The sequence below is a fragment of the Streptomyces sp. NPDC058307 genome (assembly GCF_042880295.1).
Lineage (GTDB): Bacteria > Actinomycetota > Actinomycetes > Streptomycetales > Streptomycetaceae > Streptomyces.
The window spans coordinates 93459-113822 of record NZ_JBHVYZ010000012.1 but is presented as its reverse complement, the minus strand read 5'-3'; the positions used below and the strand labels follow the sequence as shown (position 1 = coordinate 113822).

General features: G+C 72.1%; 16 protein-coding genes and 3 pseudogenes. 9 read left to right on the top strand and 10 right to left on the bottom strand.

The genetic code is table 11. The features are described 5' to 3' along the window. Positions 1 to 87: 87 nt before the first annotated feature. Positions 88 to 918 (bottom strand): alpha/beta fold hydrolase, encoded by an 831-nt coding sequence (locus ACFVYN_RS11915; protein ID WP_389996132.1) that lies wholly within the window; start codon positions 916 to 918, stop codon positions 88 to 90. Positions 919 to 1084: 166 nt separating this feature from the next. Between ACFVYN_RS11915 and ACFVYN_RS11910 the strand changes: the two genes are divergently transcribed. Both ACFVYN_RS11910 and ACFVYN_RS11905 read left to right on the top strand, forming a co-directional pair. After that, on the top strand, positions 1085 to 1969 hold the full coding sequence (locus ACFVYN_RS11910; RefSeq protein WP_389996129.1) for an RNA polymerase sigma-70 factor: 885 nt from the start codon (positions 1085 to 1087) through the stop codon (positions 1967 to 1969). A 167-nt stretch (positions 1970 to 2136) separates the two neighbouring features. After that, positions 2137 to 2898 carry a GntR family transcriptional regulator gene (locus ACFVYN_RS11905; RefSeq protein ID WP_389996126.1) on the top strand — a complete coding sequence of 254 codons (762 nt, stop codon included), beginning with the start codon at positions 2137 to 2139 and terminating at the stop codon, positions 2896 to 2898. A 58-nt stretch (positions 2899 to 2956) separates the two neighbouring features. On the opposite strand, the gene ACFVYN_RS11900 is transcribed toward ACFVYN_RS11905, so the two are convergent. The 3 genes from ACFVYN_RS11900 to ACFVYN_RS11890 form a co-directional block, all read right to left on the bottom strand. Next, positions 2957 to 4114: an ROK family transcriptional regulator gene (locus ACFVYN_RS11900; RefSeq protein WP_389996123.1), complete on the bottom strand. Its 1158-nt coding sequence runs from the start codon at positions 4112 to 4114 to the stop codon at positions 2957 to 2959. 110 nt (positions 4115 to 4224) lie between these two features. Then, positions 4225 to 4887, bottom strand: coding sequence for a response regulator (locus ACFVYN_RS11895; protein WP_389996121.1), 663 nt, complete (start codon positions 4885 to 4887; stop codon positions 4225 to 4227). A gap of 14 nt (positions 4888 to 4901) precedes the next feature. Further along, positions 4902 to 6071, bottom strand: a complete 1170-nt coding sequence (locus tag ACFVYN_RS11890) for a sensor histidine kinase (protein WP_389996118.1) — start codon at positions 6069 to 6071, stop codon at positions 4902 to 4904. A 108-nt stretch (positions 6072 to 6179) separates the two neighbouring features. On the opposite strand from ACFVYN_RS11890, the gene ACFVYN_RS11885 reads away from it, so the two are divergent. From ACFVYN_RS11885 to ACFVYN_RS11875, 3 genes are all read left to right on the top strand, one after another. Then, positions 6180 to 7100 carry an ATP-binding cassette domain-containing protein gene (locus tag ACFVYN_RS11885; RefSeq protein ID WP_389996115.1) on the top strand — a complete coding sequence of 307 codons (921 nt, stop codon included), beginning with the start codon at positions 6180 to 6182 and terminating at the stop codon, positions 7098 to 7100. Between the two features lies 1 nt (position 7101). After that, the gene (locus ACFVYN_RS11880; RefSeq protein WP_389996112.1) at positions 7102 to 7827 is read left to right on the top strand and encodes an ABC transporter permease; all 726 of its coding nucleotides are present in this window, start codon (positions 7102 to 7104) and stop codon (positions 7825 to 7827) included. Positions 7828 to 7898: 71 nt separating this feature from the next. Continuing rightward, positions 7899 to 8216 carry a hypothetical protein gene (locus tag ACFVYN_RS11875; protein WP_389996110.1) on the top strand — a complete coding sequence of 106 codons (318 nt, stop codon included), beginning with the start codon at positions 7899 to 7901 and terminating at the stop codon, positions 8214 to 8216. Between the two features lie 4 nt (positions 8217 to 8220). Here ACFVYN_RS11875 and mug read toward each other — a convergent pair whose 3' ends face one another. The 3 genes and pseudogenes from mug to ACFVYN_RS11860 all read right to left on the bottom strand — a co-directional run. Next, on the bottom strand, positions 8221 to 8721 hold the full coding sequence (gene mug / locus ACFVYN_RS11870; protein WP_389996107.1) for a G/U mismatch-specific DNA glycosylase: 501 nt from the start codon (positions 8719 to 8721) through the stop codon (positions 8221 to 8223). A 44-nt stretch (positions 8722 to 8765) separates the two neighbouring features. Then, positions 8766 to 10208 (bottom strand): adenylosuccinate lyase, encoded by a 1443-nt coding sequence (gene purB / locus ACFVYN_RS11865; protein WP_389996245.1) that lies wholly within the window; start codon positions 10206 to 10208, stop codon positions 8766 to 8768. Positions 10209 to 10454: 246 nt separating this feature from the next. Further along, positions 10455 to 11081 (bottom strand): annotated as a pseudogene (locus ACFVYN_RS11860) (radical SAM protein); the annotation flags it as partial. 615 nt (positions 11082 to 11696) lie between these two features. Between ACFVYN_RS11860 and ACFVYN_RS11855 the strand changes: the two are divergent. After that, a pseudogene (locus ACFVYN_RS11855) lies at positions 11697 to 12029 on the top strand (SLATT domain-containing protein); the annotation flags it as partial. A gap of 54 nt (positions 12030 to 12083) precedes the next feature. Further along, positions 12084 to 13198, top strand: a pseudogene (locus ACFVYN_RS11850) (M4 family metallopeptidase); the annotation flags it as partial. Positions 13199 to 13274: 76 nt separating this feature from the next. On the opposite strand, the gene ACFVYN_RS11845 reads toward ACFVYN_RS11850, so the two are convergent. Continuing rightward, entirely contained in the window at positions 13275 to 14000 is a 726-nt protein-coding gene (locus tag ACFVYN_RS11845) for a response regulator (protein ID WP_389996104.1), read from the bottom strand. Further along, positions 13997 to 15316: a sensor histidine kinase gene (locus ACFVYN_RS11840; protein WP_389996101.1), complete on the bottom strand. Its 1320-nt coding sequence runs from the start codon at positions 15314 to 15316 to the stop codon at positions 13997 to 13999. Before ACFVYN_RS11840 ends, ACFVYN_RS11845 begins: the two co-directional genes overlap by 4 nt. 272 nt (positions 15317 to 15588) lie before the next feature. On the opposite strand from ACFVYN_RS11840, the gene ACFVYN_RS11835 reads away from it, so the two are divergent. Then, positions 15589 to 16299, top strand: coding sequence for an ABC transporter ATP-binding protein (locus ACFVYN_RS11835; RefSeq protein WP_389996098.1), 711 nt, complete (start codon positions 15589 to 15591; stop codon positions 16297 to 16299). Next, the gene (locus tag ACFVYN_RS11830; protein WP_389996095.1) at positions 16296 to 18908 is read left to right on the top strand and encodes an ABC transporter permease; all 2613 of its coding nucleotides are present in this window, start codon (positions 16296 to 16298) and stop codon (positions 18906 to 18908) included. Before ACFVYN_RS11835 ends, ACFVYN_RS11830 begins: the two co-directional genes overlap by 4 nt. Before the next feature lie 102 nt (positions 18909 to 19010). On the opposite strand, the gene dpgC is transcribed toward ACFVYN_RS11830, so the two are convergent. After that, positions 19011 to 20315 carry a (3,5-dihydroxyphenyl)acetyl-CoA 1,2-dioxygenase DpgC gene (gene dpgC, locus ACFVYN_RS11825; RefSeq protein ID WP_389996092.1) on the bottom strand — a complete coding sequence of 435 codons (1305 nt, stop codon included), beginning with the start codon at positions 20313 to 20315 and terminating at the stop codon, positions 19011 to 19013. Positions 20316 to 20364 lie beyond the last annotated feature (49 nt).

Below are 20364 nucleotides of genomic sequence, written 5' to 3'. Positions count from 1 at the left end.
TACGGCGCCGCCCAGGCCGTGGGCAGCGCCTTGGTCGGCGCCGGAGTCGCCCTGGGATCCGGGGCGTTGAGCCGGGGGCGGAAGGGCTCAGCGGCTGCTGTCGAGGATGACCCGCGCGACCAGGGCCGGGTCGTCGTTCATCGGGCAGTGGCCGCAGCCGGGCAAGCGCACGAGCCGGGCCCGGGGAATGATCCGCTTGGCCCGCACACCCTGCCGGGGCACGAGCACCCTGTCCCTGGTGCCCCAGGCGACCGTTACAGGCAATCCCGGGACGTCGTCGCCGAACTGGACGGCGGTGCCGGCCCGGAGCGTCTCGTCGAACCCCGTGGCCTGCGCCAGCGCCAGCGTCTCGGCGACCACGGCCTCGGGTGAACGTCGGCCCGGGCGGGCGTAGATGGTGCTCGTGAGCAGCGTGCGGCCGGCCGTGCTGCGTGACAGCCGCTCGACCAGCGGCAGCGGCAGCCGCCGGGAGATGCGCCGCATCGCGAGCAGCACCGTGAACGCGTAGCGCCGCTCGGCCTGCGACCAGAACCCCGCGGGAGCCAGCGCCGTGACGGACCGCACGAGCTGCGCGCGGCCGAGTTCCAGGGCCAGCAGCCCGCCCAGGGAGTTGCCCGCCACGTGCGGGCGGTCCAGTTCGAGGGCCTCGCAGAGCGCCTTGAACACGGACGTCGTCGTGGCCAGGTCGTACGACAGCCCCTCGGGCAGCCCCGGCGACGCGCCGAATCCGGGCAGGTCCACGGCGATCACGTCGCGCTCGGTCGCCAGGATGTCCACAACCGGGTCCCAGGCCTGCCGGTGGTGACCGATGCCGTGCAGCAGGAGCAGCGGCTCACCGCGGCCCACGCGCGCGTAGGAGACGGTCACGGGCTGCGGTCCCTCGGCGGAGGGGACTTTGAAGGAGACGGTGGCGGACATGGGGCTCCTTGACGGCGGCTCACGGGGGCTGACGCGGTGACGCGGCGGACGCGCTGTAGACAGCTTGTCAGCAATTGCTACTGGCGGGTAGACCCTGCCGTCCCAACGGTCCGCCGCGCCTCATAACCGCCTGGACACGACCAGGCGCCTGCGTTGGGATGAACCCGTGGCCACTGACACCGAGACCGATGTCTTCGAAGAACACCGTCCCGTCCTCCTGGGCGTCGCCTACCGCATGCTCGGGCGCGTCGCCGATGCCGAGGACGTGGTGCAGGACGCCTGGCTGCGCTGGTCGGCGGCCGACCGGAGCGAGGTGCGCGAACCGCGCGCCTATCTGGTCCGCGTCACCACGCGCCTGGCCATCGACCGGCTGCGCCAGGTCAAGGCGCGCGGCGAGACGTATGTCGGCCCCTGGCTGCCCGAGCCGTACGTGACCGAGTTCGGGGACGCGGTCCCGGACACCGCCGAGCAGGCCGTCCTCGCCGACTCGGTCTCCCTCGCGGTCCTGGTCGTCATGGAGTCGCTGTCACCGCTGGAGCGGGCGGTGTTCGTCCTCAGGGAGGCCTTCGGGTACCCCTACGCCGAGATCGCCGCCATGCTCGACCGCGCCGAACCCGCCGTACGGCAGCTCGCAGGGCGCGCCCGCAGGCACGTCGACGAACGACGGCCGCGCTACGACGTCGACCCGGTGCGGCGCCGCGCTCTGACGGAGCGTTTCCTCGCCGCCGCGGGCGGAGGCGACCTGGAGGGGCTGATGTCGCTGCTCGCCCCGGACGTCCGGCTCGTCGGCGACAGCGGCGGCAAGGCCAAGGCACCGCTGCGGATCCTGGAGTCGGCCGACCACGTGGGCCGCTTCGTCGTCGGCGTCGCCCAAAAGGGCGTCCCGGACTTCAGCTGGCGCTTCCTGGAGCTCAACGGCGGGCCCGCGGTGCTCGTCCTGTCGGGCGGAAAGCCCGACTCCGTCTTCCAGCTGGACATCCTGGACGGCCGCATCCAGTCCGTCTACATCATCCGCAACCCGGACAAGCTGCGCGCTCTGCCTGTTGTCTGAAGGCCTCATGAACGCTGTGTGGCATCCCGGCCGCGTGGCCTGCAGGGGATCGAGGATTGGTCTTGACCAAGGGTGGGTGCCGCCCTATGGTCGCAGAGAAGTGCAACAACCTTTAATAAACAAGGGCGCTAAAACGCCGCCGGACCACGGCGATTGCGGAGGCAAGGGTGGGGACCACGCAGCTCGAATCGGTGCCGGAACCGAAGTACTGGCATCTCAAGACCGTGCTCAGTGAGGCATTGGACTCCGAATTCTCCGTGGGCGAGATCCTGCCCAACGAGCGCGACCTCGCCGCCCGTTTCGGCGTCGCCCGCGCCACGCTCCGCCAGGCCTTGGAGCAGCTGGAGCTGGAAGGCAGGCTGCAGCGCCGCCGCGGTGTCGGGACGACCGTCGCGCCGCCACGCGTGGGCGTGGCCGTCGGCAGCGAGCAGCAGGCCTGGCCCGGTGCGGCCGGCGACGACTGGCAGGCCGTCGACTGCGCCGCCGCGGTGCCGCCCGCGTCCGTCGCGGACGCGCTCGGCACCGACCGCGAGCAGCCGGTGCACGTCGTACGCCGCTCCCGGATGACCCACGGCCAGCCCGTCGCGGCCGAACTGCTGTACATCCCCGAGGTGTCGGTGCCGGAGCTCTCCGCCATAGACGCCCCGTCGGGGGCGGCACGCGCGCGTGCCGTGCTGCGCGAACTGCAGCGCCTGGAGCTGGAGAGCCGCGAGAACGCCGTCGAACTCGGCTCGGCCCGCGCGGACGACGCGAAGGAACTGGACCGCCTGCCCGGCGCCCCGGTGCTCGTCGTCACCACCCGCTACCTGGCCGGGGGCCGCACCGCCGCCGTCTCGGTGGCCACCTACCGCGCGGACACCTGCCGGCTGACCTTCGGGGACTCCGGCGCGGTGGAGATCCATGAGAGCCCCGAACGCCAGGCCTCCTGAGCGATACGGCGGTGCCCCGGCGGGTGTCCGGGGCACCGCGACGCCGGCACCGGACCGCTCAGCGCCGTGCCGTGACCGTGCCCTCCACCGCGAACAACTGCTCCTCCACATGGTCCAGGGCCAGCCGCAGCGCACCCGTCGCCACGGCCGCCTCGCCGAGCAGCGACAGGGCGACCTTCGGCGGGCGCAGACAGTAGCGGGCCAACTCGCGCCGCAGGGGCTCCAGTACGCCGTCCAGGCCGGCCGCCCAGCCGCCGACCACGACGAGTTCCGGATCGAGGGCCAGGACGAGGGCCGCCACGTCGTGCACGAGCCGCTGGATGAAGCGGTCCACGGCCGCCCGGGCCCGCTGGTCGCCCTCGCGCGCCTGCGCGAAGACCTCGGCCACGGCCTGCTCGTCGAGCGGGTGCAGGGGCTCGTCGGTGGTGGACAGCAGCGTCTCCGGGCTGACCTCGCTGCCCAGCAGATGCAGCGCGCCGATCTCCCCGGCCGCCCCGCCGTACCCCCGGTGCAGCCGCCCGCCGATAAGCGAACCGGCCCCCGGGCTCAGCCCGGCCAGCACGAACACCACGTCGTCGGACTCGGTGGCGGAACCCTTCCAGTGCTCGGCGACCGCGGCCGCGTTGGCGTCGTTCTCGACCAGCACCGGGCACTTGAAGGAACGGCTGAGCCGCTCGCCGAGCCGCAGCCCCGTCCAGCCGGGCAGCGCCGCGCACAGCCGTATGGTGCCGTCCGCCTCCACGATGCCCGGCGAGGCGACGCCCACGGCCCACAGGGAGTCGCGCGCGACGCCGGCCCGGCGCAGCAGTTCGGCGACCGCGGTGCGCAGCCGCTCCAGGCGCTCGTCGGCGGCGGCCGTCTCGTCGACGTCCTTGGCGACGGCGCCGAGCACCCGGCCGTCGAGGTCGGACAGGAGCGCGGCGACCCGGTGCGGTCCGATGTCGAGGCCCAGCAGATGCCCGGCCTCGGCCCGGAACCGGAACCGCCGCGCGGGCCGCCCCTGTCGTCGGGCGACGCTCTCGTCCGCCGCCTTCTCCACGACCAGACCGCCCTCGATGAGCCCCTCGACGACCCCCTCGACCGTCGGCCGGGACAGGCCCGTCACCCGGGTGATCTCGGTCAGCGTCGCGCAGTCCGTGGCACGCAGGGCGTGCAGCACCACCGCGGAATTGATCCTTCGCAGGAGAGAGGGATCCCCGCCGGTCAGTCGCCCCAACGTCCGTCCTCCCAGCTCGTGCGCGTGTTGGGCGGATCGTACTCGGGGAAACGCCCCGTCGGCAGTGCCGGGCCGGGAGATACGTCACACGCCCCGGCGGGACGCTCGGCTCACCCCGGCGCCACGAACCCCGACTCGTACGCCGCGATCACCGCCTGGGTCCGATCGCGCGCCCCCAGCTTCGCCAGCACGGCGCTGACGTGCGACTTCACGGTCTCGGTGCCGACGACCAGCCGCGCGGCGATCTCCGCGTTGGACAGACCGCGTGCCATCAGCCGCAGCACCTCGGACTCCCGCTCGGTCAACTGGGCCCTCTCCATCGCGGCCCGGGCGGCCCGATTGCCGCCCTCGTCACCGTACTGGGCGGCCAGCTGCCGTACCGAGGCTGGGAACAGCAGCGACTCGCCCTCGGCGACCAGCCGCACGGCGTGCACGATCTCGGCCGGCCGCGCCCGCTTCAGCAGGAACCCGTCGGCGCCGGCCCGCAGCGCCTCGTACACGTACTCGTCGTTCTCGAACGTCGTCACCACCAGGATCTTCGGCGGCTCCTCGACCGTCCGCAGCACCGCGCGCGTGGCCTCGATGCCGTCCAGCAGGGGCATCCGTACGTCCATGGCGACCACGTCGGGCCGCAACTGCCGTACGAGGGGGATCACCGCCGCCCCGTCCGCGGCCTCGCCGACGACCTCGATGTCGGGTTGCGCCTCCAGTACGGCCCGCAGACCGGCGCGGACCAGGGGTTCGTCGTCGACGAGGAGAACGGTGACCGGCATTCCGCCAGCGTAGGTCAGCGCAGCGGCAGCTCGGCATGCACCTGCCAGTCGCCCCGGTCGGGCCCGGTGTGCGCGTGGCCGCCGAGCAGGGCCGCACGCTCGCGTATGCCGCGCAGCCCGCTGCCCCGCCCCGGGCCCGGTATGCCGGTCGTCAGCGGATTGCGGACCTCCAGAGCGAGGACCCCGTCCGTGACCTCGACACGGACCCGGACCGGGACGGACCCGGCATGCCGCAGCACATTCGTGAGCGCCTCCTGGAGGATCCGGTAACCCTCGCGGGAGACCGGCCCGGGGACGGTGTCCACGGGCCCGGTCAGTTCGGCGTCCACCTTGGCTCCGGACGCCCGCGCGGACTCCAGGAGCCGGTCGGCGTCCGTGAGCGTCGGGCGGCTGCTCACCGGTCGCTCGGACTCGCGCAGCACGCCGAGGACCCGCTCCAGGTCCTCCAGCGCGGCCCGGCCGGTCTCCTCGATGGCGTCCAGGGCACGGTCCGTGAAGGCCGGATCGCCGGCCGCCCGCGCGGCGCCCGCCTGGACGACCGCGACGGTCAGGGCGTGCCCGATGGAGTCGTGCAGCTCACGGGCGATACGGGTGCGCTCCAGGAGCTGCTCGGTGCGCTCCTCCAGGGCGGCCAGGCGCTCGGCGGGGGAGGGGCCGAGCAGCCGGAGGGCGAGCGCGGTGATCAGACGGCCCGAACCGACCACGGTCGCCGCCAGCGCGGCCAACGACACGGGTGCGAGCAGGACGTGCCACCAGTGGTGGCCGTCGAGGAGGACCAGCACCCCCTCGTCGACGTCCTGACCGAAGGCGGACGCCACCAGATCCACGACGCTGATGAGCAGTTGCACGGTGAGCATCGCCGTCGCGTTGCCCAGCAGCAGCCGCGCCTCCAGCCACAGGAGGAGCCGCCACCGGTCGCTCCAGGACGCTGACGGCGCGACGACGATGTCGGAGCTCTCGTCGTCGTCCCGGTGTCCGGTCAGCAGCAGCCTCGCCTGCAGTCCCTCCACGGTGCGCATCGCGGGCACCAGCCCGGCGGGCGCGAGCGTCACGGCCGCCAACGGCCAGATCCACCACGCCTCCTCGACGAACAACCACATGGCCGGCCACACGACGGCGACGAACAGATGCAGCCATCGTGTGTAAGTGACCGCCCGTCCGAACGGGCGCAGCAAGCGGGCCATGCGGTCATCGTGCCAGCCGGCACCGACAACGAACCTCCCCCGCACGGGGGAGCCGATCTCCACGCGCGGGGGAGGCCCCGCCCCCCTGCCACCGGCCAGGCTGCTGCCATGACCAGCATCGAAGTCCAGGCCCTCACCAAGGAGTTCGGCACCCGACGCGCCGTGGACGACGTCACCTTCCGAGTCCTCCCCGGCCGTGTCACCGGCTTCCTCGGCCCCAACGGCGCCGGAAAGTCCACCACCATGCGGCTCGTCCTCGGCCTCGACCGCCCCACCTCCGGGACGGCCACGATCGGCGGCCGCGCCTACGCCACCCTCGACGAACCCCTGCGTCATGTCGGCGCCCTGCTCGACGCCCAAGCCGCGCACGGCTCCCGTACCGGCCGCGATCACCTGCGCACGCTGGCGGCGAGCAACCGCATTCCCGGCCGCCGGGTCGACGAGATGCTGGAGCAGACGGGGCTGGCCGCGGTCGCACGGCGGCGGGTGAAGACGTACTCCCTGGGCATGCGGCAGCGGCTCGGCATCGCGGCCGCCCTGCTCGGCGACCCCGGCGTGATCATGCTCGACGAGCCCTCGAACGGCCTCGACCCCGAAGGCATCATCTGGATCCGCGCGTTGCTGCGCCGGCTGGCCGGGGAGGGCCGCACGGTGCTGGTCTCCAGCCACCTCATGAACGAGACCGCGTCCTTCGCCGACCACCTCGTCGTCCTGGGCCGGGGACACCTCCTCGCCGACACACCGATGCGGGAGTTCATCCACGCACGCGTGCAGCCCAGCGTCCGTATCCGCACGAGCGACCCGACCGCCCTCAAGAGCGCCCTCGCGCGGCACGGCCATGACGCCGAGGAACACGAGGACGGGCACTGGACCGTCCAGCACGCACGCGTGGACGAGATCGGCGCCATCGTCTCCGCCGCGGGCGTCCCCCTCCTCGAACTGGCCGCGCAGGAAGGCACCTTGGAGCAGGCCTATCTCGACCTCACCGCCGCCGAAACCGAGTTCACCGCACAGTCCCAGGAGGCCTGACATGTCCTTCACCGCCGTTCTGCACTCCGAGTGGCTGAAGATCCGTACGCTGCGCTCGCTCCTCGGGTCACTGCTCGCCCTGTTCGCCGCGACCACCGCGTTCTCCGCGATCGCCGGAGTGTCCGAGACCTCCGACCCGGAGTTCGATCCCTTGTCCATGGCGCTGTCCGGGGTCGCGCCGGGCCAGATCGCGGCCATCTCCTTCGGCGCGATGGCGGTGTCGTCGGAGTTCCACGCAGGTGGCCTGCGGCTGTCACTGGCCGCCGTGCCGCGGCGGGGCCGGTGGTTCGCGGCGAAGGCGACCGCCGTCGCCGTACCCACCCTCCTGGTCGGCCTGGTGACCGCCTGCGCCGCCCTCGTCGTGGCACGTGCCGGGCTGGGCGAGGCGGCGAGCGGCCTCAGCACCGGTGAACAGGTACGCGGTGTCGTCGGCTGCGGGATCTACCTCACCCTGATGGCGCTGCTGGCGGCGGGTCTCGCGGCAGCGCTGCGCAGTGGGGTGGCGGCGCTCTCGCTCCTGATCCCGTTCGTCCTGGTCGTCTCGTTCGTGATCGGCGACGTGGCCGGTGGCGCCACCGACTTCATGCCGGACCGGGCGGGACAGATCGTCCTGTACGAGACGCACGAGGGCCCGCTGGGACCGTGGACGGGACTCGCCGTGACCGCGGCCTGGGCCGCCGCCGCTCTGGCCGCGGGGGCCTGGAGCGTGCGCCACCGGGACGCCTGACCCCAAGTCGCCTGACCGCAAGTCGCCTGACGCCCCGCCAAATGTCAGTGGTGGCCGGTTTACTGGATCACATGGACAGTGCGAAGTACCTCGCCGCGATCGACTCGCTGTGCGCCCGCGGCCTGACCGCGGCGGACGGCGAGCCTCCCTACGGGGTGGGACCCGGTTACCGCAGCAGCCGCCCCGGGGGAACGGGCACGCTCCGGGTGCACGGCGAGCGGGGCGACGAGATACCCGAACCCTGGGCCATGACGAGCCGCGTGGCGGACGACCTGGGCCTGTGGCAGCCTCCGGGCGAGGACCGCTGGATCGCCCTCGGCGTGGACTACCGGGACGAGACCGACGAGGTCCACGTCCTCGCCGTGGCCTCGGACATCGACCCGTTGTGACCCGCTAGCCCCGCTCCGCCGCCACCCGCAGCCGGGCGAACTCCTCCGCCATGGTCGCCGCGGTCCAGTGCGCGTTGAGGCCGCTCGGATTGGGCAGCACCCACACGCGCGAGTCCCCGATCGTCCGCTCCTGGGGTCCGACCTGTGCCTTCCGGTCGTCGAAGGCCGCGCGGTAGGCGGTGACCCCCACCACGGCCAGCCAGCGGGGCCTGAGCCGCGCCACCTTCTGCGCCAGCAGCCGCCCGCCCTCGCGGTACTCCTCGGCGCTCAGCTCGTCCGCCCGAGCGGACGCCCGGGCCACGACATTGGTGATCCCGAGCCCGTACGACAGCAACTCCTGCTGCTCCGACGGCTTCAGGAGCCTCGGTGTGAAGCCGGACAGATGGAGCACCGGCCAGAACCGGTTGCCGGGGCGGGCGAAGTGATGGCCCGTCGCCGCCGTCATCAGCCCGGGGTTGATGCCGCAGAACAGCACGCGGAGGCCGTCCGCGACGACATCCGGCACGAGCCGGTCGCGGGCGGCCTCCAGGTCCGCGGGGGTGAACCGGGTCAGAGGATCGCCCCCGGCGTGTAACCCGCGGCCGCCGGGTGCTGCTTGACGATCTCCTCGATCCGGCCGACGACGGCGGCGACCTGGTCGGCCGCGGCGCCCGTGAAGGACAGCTTGTCGGCCATCAGCGCGTCCAGCCCGGCGCGGTCGAGCGGAATGCGCTCGTCGGCGGCCAGCTTGTCGAGGAGTTCGTTGCGCTCGGCGCCCTGCTCGCGCATCGCGAGGGCGGAGGCGACGGCGTTCTCCTTGATCGCCTCGTGCGCGACCTCACGGCCGACGCCCGCGCGTACCGCGCCCATCAGCACCTTGGTGGTGGCGAGGAAGGGCAGGTAGCGGTCCAGTTCGCGCGCGACGACGGCCGGGAAGGCGCCGAACTCGTCGAGGACCGTCAGGAAGGTCTCCAGGAGACCGTCGAGTGCGAAGAACGCGTCCGGCAGCGCGACCCGGCGCACCACCGAGCAGGACACGTCGCCCTCGTTCCACTGGTCGCCCGCCAGTTCGCCGGTCATCGAGGCGTAGCCGCGCAGGATGACCATCAGGCCGTTGACGCGCTCGCAGGACCGCGTGTTCATCTTGTGCGGCATCGCGGAGGAGCCGACCTGGCCCGGCTTGAAGCCCTCGGTCACCAGCTCGTGCCCGGCCATCAGACGGATCGTCTTCGCCAGCGAGGAGGGGGCCGCGGCCACCTGCACCAGCGCGGTGACCACCTCGTAGTCCAGGGAGCGCGGATAGACCTGGCCGACCGAGGTGAACGCCTGCGAGAAGCCCAGGTGACCGGCGATCCGCTGCTCCAGCTCCGCCAGCTTCGACGCGTCCCCGCCCAGCAGGTCCAGCATGTCCTGCGCGGTGCCGACCGGGCCCTTGATGCCACGCAGCGGGTAGCGGGCCAGGAGTTCCTCGACCCGGCCGTACGCCACGAGCAGCTCGTCCGCCGCGGTCGCGAAACGCTTGCCGAGGGTGGTGGCCTGCGCGGCCACGTTGTGCGAGCGGCCGGCCATGACCAGCTCGCCGTACTCCCCGGCCAGCTTGCCCAGGCGCGCCAGGACGGCCACGCTGCGGTCGCGGATCAGTTCCAGGGAGAGCCGGATCTGGAGCTGCTCCACGTTCTCCGTGAGGTCACGGGAGGTCATGCCCTTGTGGACCTGCTCGTGCCCGGCGAGGTCGTTGAACTCCTCGATCCGCGCCTTCACGTCGTGCCGCGTGACCTTCTCGCGCTCGGCGATGGAGGCCAGGTCGACGGTGTCCAGGACCCGCTCGTAGTCGGCGAGGGCCTCCTCGGGCACCTCGATCCCGAGGTCCTTCTGGGCCCGCAGCACGGCGAGCCAGAGCTGACGCTCGAGCCTCACCTTCTGCTCGGGTGACCAGAGCGTGGCGAGCTCGGCGGAGGCGTAACGTCCGGCGAGGACGTTCGGGATGCGGGGCTTGGCGGGAGCGGAAGTCACGTGTACGGAGTTTACCTGCCGTCCGTGGGGGCTCTGAAACGTCCATAGGGTCCAGAGAGTGCAGGTCGGATGCACTCCGACCTGCACTCTTCCGTGGGTTCTGTGAGACGGGTGTGAGACGCCCGCTTCTGCCGTCGCGACGCGTGCTCTCTCGAGGGCTCCTGAGCACATTGCGCCTTGCCGCTGGACACGTGCGGTGTGCCCTGGCCGCTCGTGGACACGTGGCTGCCGCAGTTCAGGCAACGCCAGATGCGGGTGCTCGCGATTCAGCCGGGCCATGAACCACTCGCGGGGCGCCCGGCCGCAGGTGCAGCACCAGCGGGGTGACCGAGGTGGCCCCCGCGGCGGCGACCGCGCGCACGGTGGCCCGCAGCTGGGCCGGCTGGTCGCTCAGGAACGGGATCACCGGTGCCATCAGCACCCCGCACCCGATCCCGTGCTCGAACCCAGAGTCCGTACGACGTCCAGGCGCCGCTCGGGAGCCGGTGTGCCCGGCTCGACGGTGCGTCACAGCTCGGAGTCGGTGAAGCCGACGGACACGGGGATCCCGACGTCCGTCACCTCGGCGGCCTGCGTGAGGAGGCCGAGGTCCCGCAGGATCAGCGTGCCCTTCGTCAGGATCGAGAAGGGGTTCGCCTGGTCGCGCAGGGCGGCGAGGATGCCCGGCATCAGGCGGTAGCGGCCCTCGGCGCGCTGGTAGCAGTCGACGTCGGTGCCCATCGCTATGTGATCGTCCACCCACCGGCGCGAGCCCAGCTGGCGGCGCAGCAGCTCCGGGGCGTTCACCTTGACCACGATCTGCGAGGCGAAGCCGAGACCGGTGTCCAGGTCGAGATGGCTGTGGGTCTTGCGGGCGAAGCAGTACACGCAGGTACTGCTTCCCACGCGGTGTCTCCTCGTGCCTGACGCGGGAGGCATGGGGCAGGGTCGATTCGAAGTCCTGTTTGCGGGTGATCGTGCAGGTCAGGCGATGCCGCGTAGGTCGAGCGGCCTGTTGAAGGGGTCGTGGCCGCCGCGGTCCGGGCTCTGGGCCTGAGCTGGGGGTGCTTCATGTCGAGCTGCGGCTGACGGCGAGCGGTCCCCGCGTGATCGAGGTCGACGGCCGGACGACGGCGGCTCGCGGGCCGTGCCGTCGCACGCCGCAGGGGGCTCCGGGATGGTCGCCGCCTACGGAATCACCACCGCGCACGCGGCACAGGCGTCGGCGAGCTGCCGGGGCCGCCCCCGGTCCGTCCGGAACAGCACCAGTTGTTCCGAGCCTCGCTCTCGCCCGGGCCTGGAGCCAGGAGCTTCGCGGGGCCGCCGCGGAGAAGGAGGGCGAGCGGCCTTGCGGCATCGTGTCCACCGCTCTCCGCTACCTGCGCGAAGCAGGAGAGGGCCGCAGGGCAGGCCGGATCGAACGAGACCTGAACGGGAGGTAGCTCACGTCGGTCGGAGTGTCAGTGGTCGCCGCCATACAAAGAAGACGTGCACCTGACTTTCAGGCGCATGTCCAGGAGTCCTCGACCGAGTAGGAACGAACTGACACACGAAAGCGAAGCGGTGCCCGACCGCGACCCGTACCTTCTGGCGCAGATGCGAGAGGCCTTCGGGCGCGTGGTCTACAGCCACAAGACCCATGAGAAGCAGGCGGACATCTGCTTCACCAAGCACCGGTGGCAGCAGGGCGTCCTCATTGCTCTCACGGCGATCAGCTCGGGCACCTTCCTGGCCGCGGTGGTCGGCCTGCTCGGCAACGCAGTGATGACGAGCCTCGCGACCTCTTCTATCGCGCTCCTGGTCAGCTGGATGAGCCTTGGGACGAAGACCTCCAAGTTCGAGGAGGAGTCCGAGGCCCACCGCGGCATCGCCTCTCGGCTGTGGGACGTCCGGGAGTCCTTCTGCATGACCTACGGCGACGGCTTCGGGCAACCCCCACCCGCTGACCGCGCTCGACGTGGCCGCCCACGAGATGAGCCACGGGGTCACCGCCGCCACCGCGGGCCTCGTCTACTCGGGCGAGTCCGGCGGCCTGAACGAGGCGACCTCCGACATCTTCGCCGCCGCGGTCGAGTTCCACGAGAACCTCGCCGCCGACCCCGGCGACTACCTCGTCGGCGAGAAGATCGACATCAACGGCGACGCCACTCCACTGCGTTACATGGACAAGCCCTCCAAGGACGGTGACTCCAGGGACAGTTGGAGCTCCACCCTGGGCGGCATCGACGTCCACTACTCCTCCGGGCCCGCCAACCACTTCTTCTACCTGCTCTCCGAGGGCAGCGGAGCCAAGACCGTCAACGGCGTCTCCTACGACAGCCCGACCCATGACGGCCGGCCCGTCACCGGTATCGGCATCGAGAACGCCGCCGCCATCTGGTACCGGGCGCTGACCACGTATATGACCTCGACCACCTACTACGCCGGAGCCCGCACCGCCACCCTGTCGGCCGCCGCCGACCTGTTCGGCGCGTACAGCCCGACCTACCTCGCCGTCGCCGACGCCTGGGCCGCGATCAACGTCGGCAACCCCATCGCCCTCGGCGTCGACCTCGCCCCGATCGCCGACCAGATCAGCGGCGTCAACCAGGTGGTCAGCCTGCAGCTGGACGCCTACACCACCAACACGGGATCCTCGCTGACCTACGAGGCCGGCGGCCTGCCGGACGGCCTGACCCTCAGCCCAGAGCGGCCTGATCAGAGGAACCCCGACCACCCTCGGCACGGGGGGCGTCACGGTCACGGTGACCGACAGCACCGGAGCGAGCGCCTCGGACACCTTCAGCTGCCAGATCGCCTACGCCTACGCCAACTCCACCCGCGTCGACATCCCCGACAACGGCGCCGCCGTGGGGTCTCCGGTGACCATCACCGGCCGCGACGGCAACGCTTCCGCGACGACCAAGGTGTACGTCAACATCGTCCACACCTACCGCGGTGACCTCACCGCCGACCTCGTCGGCCCCAACGGCACCGTCTATTTCCTGCTCAACCGCCGCGGGGACATCGCGCGGTGGCAACTGACACCCTGCCCCGACAGCCCCGGTAAACACCGCCGCCCGGGCCCCGAAGGCCCGGGCGGCGCCGTCAGCCCGCCGACGGGGTCTCCAGGGAGCCCGGTGTGATCAGGCCCGTCTCATAGGCGGCGATGACCGCCTGGGCACGGTCGCGGAGTTGGAGCTTGGCGAGGATGTGCGTCACGTGGGTCTTCACCGTCGCCTCGCTCAGGTGGAAACGGGCGGCGAGCTCCGCGTTGCTCAGGCCGCGGGCCAGGGATTCGAGGACCTCCAGTTCACGCCGGGTGAGCGTGGACAGATCGCGGTGTGTCGTCGTGGTCGTACGCCCGGTGGGCACGGCGAAGCGCTCTACGAGACGGCGGGTGATCGACGGCGCGAGCAGCGCGTCGCCGGAGCGGACCAGGCGCACGGCGGCGGAGAGGTGCTCCGGGGTGACGTCCTTGAGCAGGAAGCCGCTGGCGCCGACCGCCAGGGCCCCGTAGACGTACTGGTCGAGGTCGTATGTCGTGAGGATGATGACCCGCGGCGGGGTCGAGGGGGCGTCCCGGCCGAGGATGCGGCGGGTCGCCTCCAGTCCGTCCGTGCCCGGCATACGGATGTCCATCAACACGACGTCGGGGAGCGTGCGTTGGACGACGGCCACCGCCTCCTCGCCGTCGGTCGCCTCACCCACGACCTCGATGCCGTCCGCCGCGAGGATCATTCGGAAGCCCGTGCGGACGAGCGCCTGGTCGTCGGCGATCACCACCCGGGGCGGCCCGATGCCGTCGTCCGTGTGCTGTGCCTCGGTGCTCACTCGACCTCCACCGGGATGACCGCCAGGACCGCGAAGCCCCCGTGCGGGCGGCTGCCGGCAGACAGCGTACCGCCGTACAGGGCGAGCCGTTCGCGCAGCCCGATCAGTCCGCGGCCGCTGCCTGTGACCCGTGTCCTGCGCTGCCCGCCGGTGTCCTCGACCGCCACCCGCAGCTCGCCCGGCGCGTGCTCCACGGACACCGTGACCTTGGCGCCCGCGGCGTGCTTGACGGCGTTGGTCAGTGCTTCCTGCACCACCCGGTACGCGGCGAGGTCCACGCCCGCGGGCAGCGGGGCCGGGGTGCCGGTGACGGACAGTTCGACGGGTACGCCCGTGCCGCGCACCCGCCCGGTCAGTTCGGTCAGTTGGCCCAGGCCCGGCTGCGGTGCCAGGTCCGCCGTCGCGGCCGGATCCGGCCCGTCCGAGACCATCGTCAGCAGACCCATCACGTGCCGCAGTTCCGCCAACGCGGCCCGGCCGCCGGCCTCGACGGCCTGCAGCGCCTCGCGGGCCTGGTCGGGGTAGGCGTCGAGGGTCTTGCGGGCGGCGCTGGCCTGGATCGTCATCATGCTGACGTTGTGGGTGACGACGTCATGCAACTCCCGTGCGATACGCGAGCGTTCGCGCTCCACGGCGAGCCGGGTCGCCTCCTGCTGGGCGCGGCCCCGCTGCTGCCAGGCGTGCACCAGGTTGGCGGCGAGCGCCACCGGCAGCAGTACCAGCAGGGGGATCAGACCACGGTCTATCTCCGGCAGCAGGGACAGCGCGGTGAACGCGCCGCCGCCCAGCGCCAGACTCACCAGCGCGGCCACCCGGTAGGGGCTGTACATCGCCGCGCTGTACGCCGCGATCAGCGCGCCGGCGAAGGCGAACACCGCCGCGTCCGTGGTGATCTCGCCCAGGTGGAACAGCCAGGTCGCGGCCAGTACCGCCCAGAACGCGGCCAGCGGATACCGCCGGCGCAGTGCCAGCGGGGCCGCGCAGAGCACGGCGAGCGCCAGCTCCCACGGCTTGGCGGGGGGCAGCTTCCGGTCGGTCTGCTGAGCGGGCGTGGAGTCCTGCTCGCGCGGCGGGAGCGGGCGGGCCGGCGCCGCGGAGGCCGGAGCTGATGACGATGTCGAGGCCGGAGCCGAGGTCGTGACGCGCGGCACCTGCGGCCGGTCGTCGTAGGCCGAGCGGCCCAGGTCGGCGGAGACCGTGCCCACCGCGAGCACCGCGGCGAGCAGCACATCGGCGATCCAGGTCCAGCGTGAGCGCCGCGGCGGCATGCCGATGGCGCGCAGCACCGAAGCTCCGCGGCCACCGTACGACTGCATGAGACCTGTCCGCAGCCCTCTCGTGGGGAACGGTCGGCGTCGAAGGATTCGCCTCGCTGAGTTCACCGCTCCATTGTGGCAAGCGGGCGTCCGCCGGGGATCAGTCCACGAGTCGGTCAGGCCTCAGCCTGAGGACTACATCGCTGTATTGAGGCCGCCGGGCCTCCGCCCCACACGGTAGGAACATTCGACACAGCGGCCGACGCGCTACTTGACCCCTCACCCCTAGCTTCTTCGAGTACTGAACGAGATCTGGCACACCTGGAGGCGCCGTGAGGGACCTGATCGACCCGCTCATCGAACTGCGTGACGTGAGCAAGGCGTACGACGAGGGCCCGCCCGCGCTGTCCGGGCTGACACTGGACGTGCAGCCCGGCGAGGCGGTCGCCGTGCTGGGCCCGTCCGGCAGCGGCAAGTCGACGCTGCTGAACCTGGTCGCAGGGCTCGACCGGCCGACCCAGGGCGGCGTGACCGTCGCCGGAGTACGGGTGGACGAACTGAACGAGACCGGCTCCGCCAAGTACCGCAGGGCCTGGATCGGTATGATCTTCCAGTTCTTCAACCTGCTGGACGACCTGACCGTCGCCGACAACGTCCTGCTGCCGGCCCAGCTCGCGGGCATGCCCCGCGGCCGCGCCGCGGCCCGCGCCGACGAACTGCTCGGCTACCTCGGCATCGCCCGGCACCGGCACGCCTACCCCGGCCGGCTCTCCGGCGGCGAACGCCAGCGGGTCGCCGTGGCCCGGGCGCTGATGAACAGTCCCGCGCTGCTGCTGGCCGACGAGCCGACCGGCGCACTCGACTCCGCGTCGGGGGCGGACGTACAGGCGCTGTTGCGCGAGCTCAACGCGGACGGACAGACGATGATGCTCGTCACCCACGACCTGTCGCTGGCGGAGGCCTGCGCGACCCGGACCGTCGAACTGGTCGACGGACAGGTTGCCCGCGACACCGCCCACAGCATGCCGAAGGTGGCCCGATGAGCGCGCTGGGGCCGGTGGGCCCGGCCGGCACCCGACTCGCGGAGCCCGGCGCGATCGCGTCCCCGCCGCCCGGAGGGACCCAGGACGGCAGAACCGGGCCGAGCGGTGGCGGTGCGCTCGGCCGCGTGGTCCGCGCGGGCGTGGGACGGCGCCGGGTGCAGACCGTCGTGATGGTGCTGACCACGCTGCTCGCGGTGGCGGCCTCGGTGCTCGGCGCCGGGTTGCTGGTGGCCTCACAGGGACCGTTCGAGCAGGCCTTCTCCAAGCAGCACGGGGCGCATCTCAGCGCGGAGTTCGACGCGACGAAGGTGTCCTCGGCGCAACTGGCGGCAACCGCGGCCGCCGACGGCGTGACTGCGGCCGCCGGGCCGTTCCCCGTGGCTTCGCTGCGGCTGGAGTCGGCGAGCGGCGGGCCCCCGGGCATCGAACCGCCGCCGGTGACGGTGGTCGGCCGCGCGGAGGCGGACCAGCCGGTGGACCAGGTGAACCTCGTCGAGGGCAAGTGGGCCACGAAGACCGGCGAGATCGTGCTGGAGACCAGTGCCCGTACCCCGGGCATCGCGGTGGGCAGCAAGGTGGAGGCCACCGGGCCGGCCGGAAAAGCCGAGTTGACCGTGACGGGGATCGCCGAATCGGTCGGCGAGAGCGCCGACGCCTGGGTGCTGCCGGCACAGCTGAGCCGACTGGCCGCGTCCGGCGCGGACTCGAGCTACCAGATGCTGTACCGCTTCGACGACGCCGACAGCCAGTCCGCGGTCGCGGCCGGCAAGAAGGCCGTCTCTGCGGGGCTGCCCGACGGCGCCCTGCGTGGCGCGCAGTCGTGGCTCGACGTCAAGCAGATCGCGGACAACAACGTCTCGGCGTTCGTCCCGTTCGTGAGCGCGTTCGCGCTCATCGCCCTGGCGATGTCGGTGCTCATCATCTCCATCGTGGTCAGCGGTGCCGTCGCCGCGTCCACCCGCCGCATCGGCATCCTCAAGGCGATCGGCTTCACACCGTCGCAGGTGGGCCGGGCGTACGTCGGACAGGCCCTGATCCCGGCCTCGCTCGGCGCGCTGCTGGGCGCGGTCGTCGGCAACCTGCTGGCGATCCCGATGCTGAACGAGGTCGAGACCGCGTACCACACGAGCGCCCTCCTCATCCCGCTGTGGATCGACATCCTGGTGCCCCTTGCGGCACTGGCGCTGGTCGTGGCCGCCGCGCTGGGCCCGGCCCTGCGCGCCGCCCGGCTGCGTACGGCGGTGGCGATCAACGTCGGGCGCACGCCGAGCGAGGGGCGCGGGCGCCACGTCCGTGGACTGCTGGCCCGGCTGCCGGTGCCGCGTTCCGTCAGCCTCGGCCTCGCGACACCGTTCGCGCGTCCGGCGCGGGCGGCGACCACCGCGGCGGCCGTCGGCTTCGGCGCGCTCGCGATCACCTTCGCGGTGGGGCTGGGCAGTTCGCTGTTCGCCATCCAGACGCACGGCAACCCGGACTCGGTCGGTGACGTCACCGTCAGCACCATGGGACGGCCCGGCGCGCCGGAGCGGAGCGGAGCCGGCGACCGCCAGGCGCCGACGCGCGGCGACGAAGGCACGGTGCCCGGGACGGGCTCCCGCTCGGACGGCGGCGCCACGGCCCGCGAAGAGCAGGACGGCCGCGGCGCGCCCGGTACGACGACGGGTCCACAGGACGATGTGAAGCCGGCCGACCCGGCCAAGGTCGAGGCGGCCATCAAGGCGCAGTCCGGCACGGGATCGTACTTCGGCACCGGCAAGACCTTCGTGAGCGTCGCCGGCGTCAAGGGCGGTACACCGCTCGTGGTCTACGAGGGTGACGCCAAGGGCGCCGGTCAGGTGATGGTGTCGGGGCGCTGGTTCTCCGCACCCGGCGAGGCGGTGGCACCGGCCCGGTTCCTGCAGGCCACCGGGGCCAGGATCGGCGACACCGTGACGCTGACCGACCAGGGCCACAGCGCACGGCTGAAGCTGGTCGGCGAGATCTTCGACCTCGGCGACCAGGGCATGGCGGTACGCGCCGACGCCGCGTCGGTGGCCCAGATCGTGCCCGACGTGAAGCTGGACCACTTCACCGTCGACCTCGCCTCGGGCAAGGACAAGGGCGACTACCTGGACGGGCTGAACACCCGGCTGAAGAAGATCGGCGGGGTCGCCACGAGCTCCGACGACAGCCGTACCTCGACCGTCATCGTGGTGATGCAGTCGCTGATCGCGATGCTGACGGCGATGCTCGTGGTCGTGGCCTGCCTGTGCGTCCTCAACACGGTGGTGCTCGACACCCGCGAACGGGTCCACGACCTCGGAGTGTTCAAGGCGCTGGGGATGAGCCCGCGCCAGACCGTCACCATGGTCCTCACCTCCGTGGCCGCCACCGGTCTGGTGGCCGGCGCCATCGGTGTACCCCTCGGCGTGGCCCTGCACCACCTCGTCATGCCGGCGATGGGCCGCTCCACCGGCACGGAGATCCCCGCCGCGGACATCGACATCTACGGTCCTGGCATCCTGGTCCTGCTCGCCCTGGGCGGCGTGGTCATCGCGGCGGCGGGCGCCTTGCTGCCGGCGGGGTGGGCGGCCCGGACGGGGACGGCTCGGGCCCTGCGTACGGAGTGAGCGGGAGGCGTACAGGGTGAACTGACGAGGAACGCCCGGGCGGTACCGGTGGATCCGGTACCGCCCGGGTGTTCTCCTTGCGGTGCGGGGAGGAGTGGCCTGTCAGCCGGGCGGTGCGGCGCCGATACCGGCGGAGCCCTCCGTGCTCTTCGTGGTGAAGCGGTCGACCTTGGTCAACACGTCCGTGCTGTAGAGGCGTTGGGCCTGCTCCAGGGAGAACTCCGCAAGATAACGGCGAAACGCCTCCGGGTCCTCCTCGGCCGAGTTCAGCATCTTCCGGTTGGCCGCCACGGCCTGGCCGCGCAGCCGGGCGACGCTGTCCTCGACGGCCTGGTCCAACTGCTCAGCCGGGTGCACCTCGTCCACGAGCAGCTGTGCCTCCGGGTCCGTGGCGTGGATCCTGCGGCTCTCCAGGATGATCTGCCGGGCCAGCCGAGGGCCCGTGTACCGGGCCAGACGGAAGTTGGCGGCGCCCGGCACGATGCCCTCCTGGGCGGCGGGGAGGCTGAGATACGCGTCCGCGGCGGCGAGTACGTGGTCGAAGACGAGGAGCAGCTGCATGCCGCCGCCGATCGCGAAGCCGTCGACCGCTGCCACCCAGGGTTTGGTTCGCACCGGCGGTGGCCACTCGCCGTCCTCGCCGGTGCGCAGGCCGCTCCAGATCTTGTGGAGGTAGCCCATCTCGCGGCGCAGCAGGAAGCCGGTGAGTGAAATGCCGCCCGCGTGCAGGGACTTGAGGTTGATGCCGGCGCTGAAGACCCGTCTGCCCTGATACCGGGGGTGCGTCATGACGCCGCCGCGCAGCAGGCACAGTTCCACCGCCGGGTCGAGCAGGGCGAGGTCCACGGCCGTCTCCATGTCGTCGACCTGGCGGTCGTCCTCCGCGTTCAGGCAGTCGTCGCGGCACATCGTCAGCCGGGCCACGCCGTCCCGGCGCTCGATCCGCACCGAGCCCAGGTCGGCCTCGCCCACCGCCGTGTACGTGGGCAGCAGCTCCAGCGCGCGCGAGGTCGGCCGCAGCATCGTCCCCATCAGATGTCCACCGGCGGCGGGTGCGTGCAGGACGGCCCCGAAGAAGATGCCGAGATCGATCTCGTGGCCCTCCTTCAGCGCCTGCGGCAACTGCTGGTCCGCGGCCAGTTCGGCCGGCGTCGGCAACAGCCCGGGAAAGGCCGCCCCGGCGGACTCGGCCAACTCGGCCAACCGCAGTCGGCGGGTGTACTCCTCGGTGACCTCGGCATACACGGCATCGGCGTGCACGGCGAGGACCGCGGCTCGCAACGCCCGGCGTTCGTCCGCGCGCGCCGGACCGAGGCCGGCGGCGTGGCGGAGGGCGGCGCGGTCGTGCGCGAGCCCGGCCCGTTGCTTGCGAGCGTGCAGGTCGGGTGGGGCGTACGTGTCTGTCATGGGCGTGTCTGTCATGGGCTCGCTTCCGCTGTGGTGCGGGCTGGTTGGC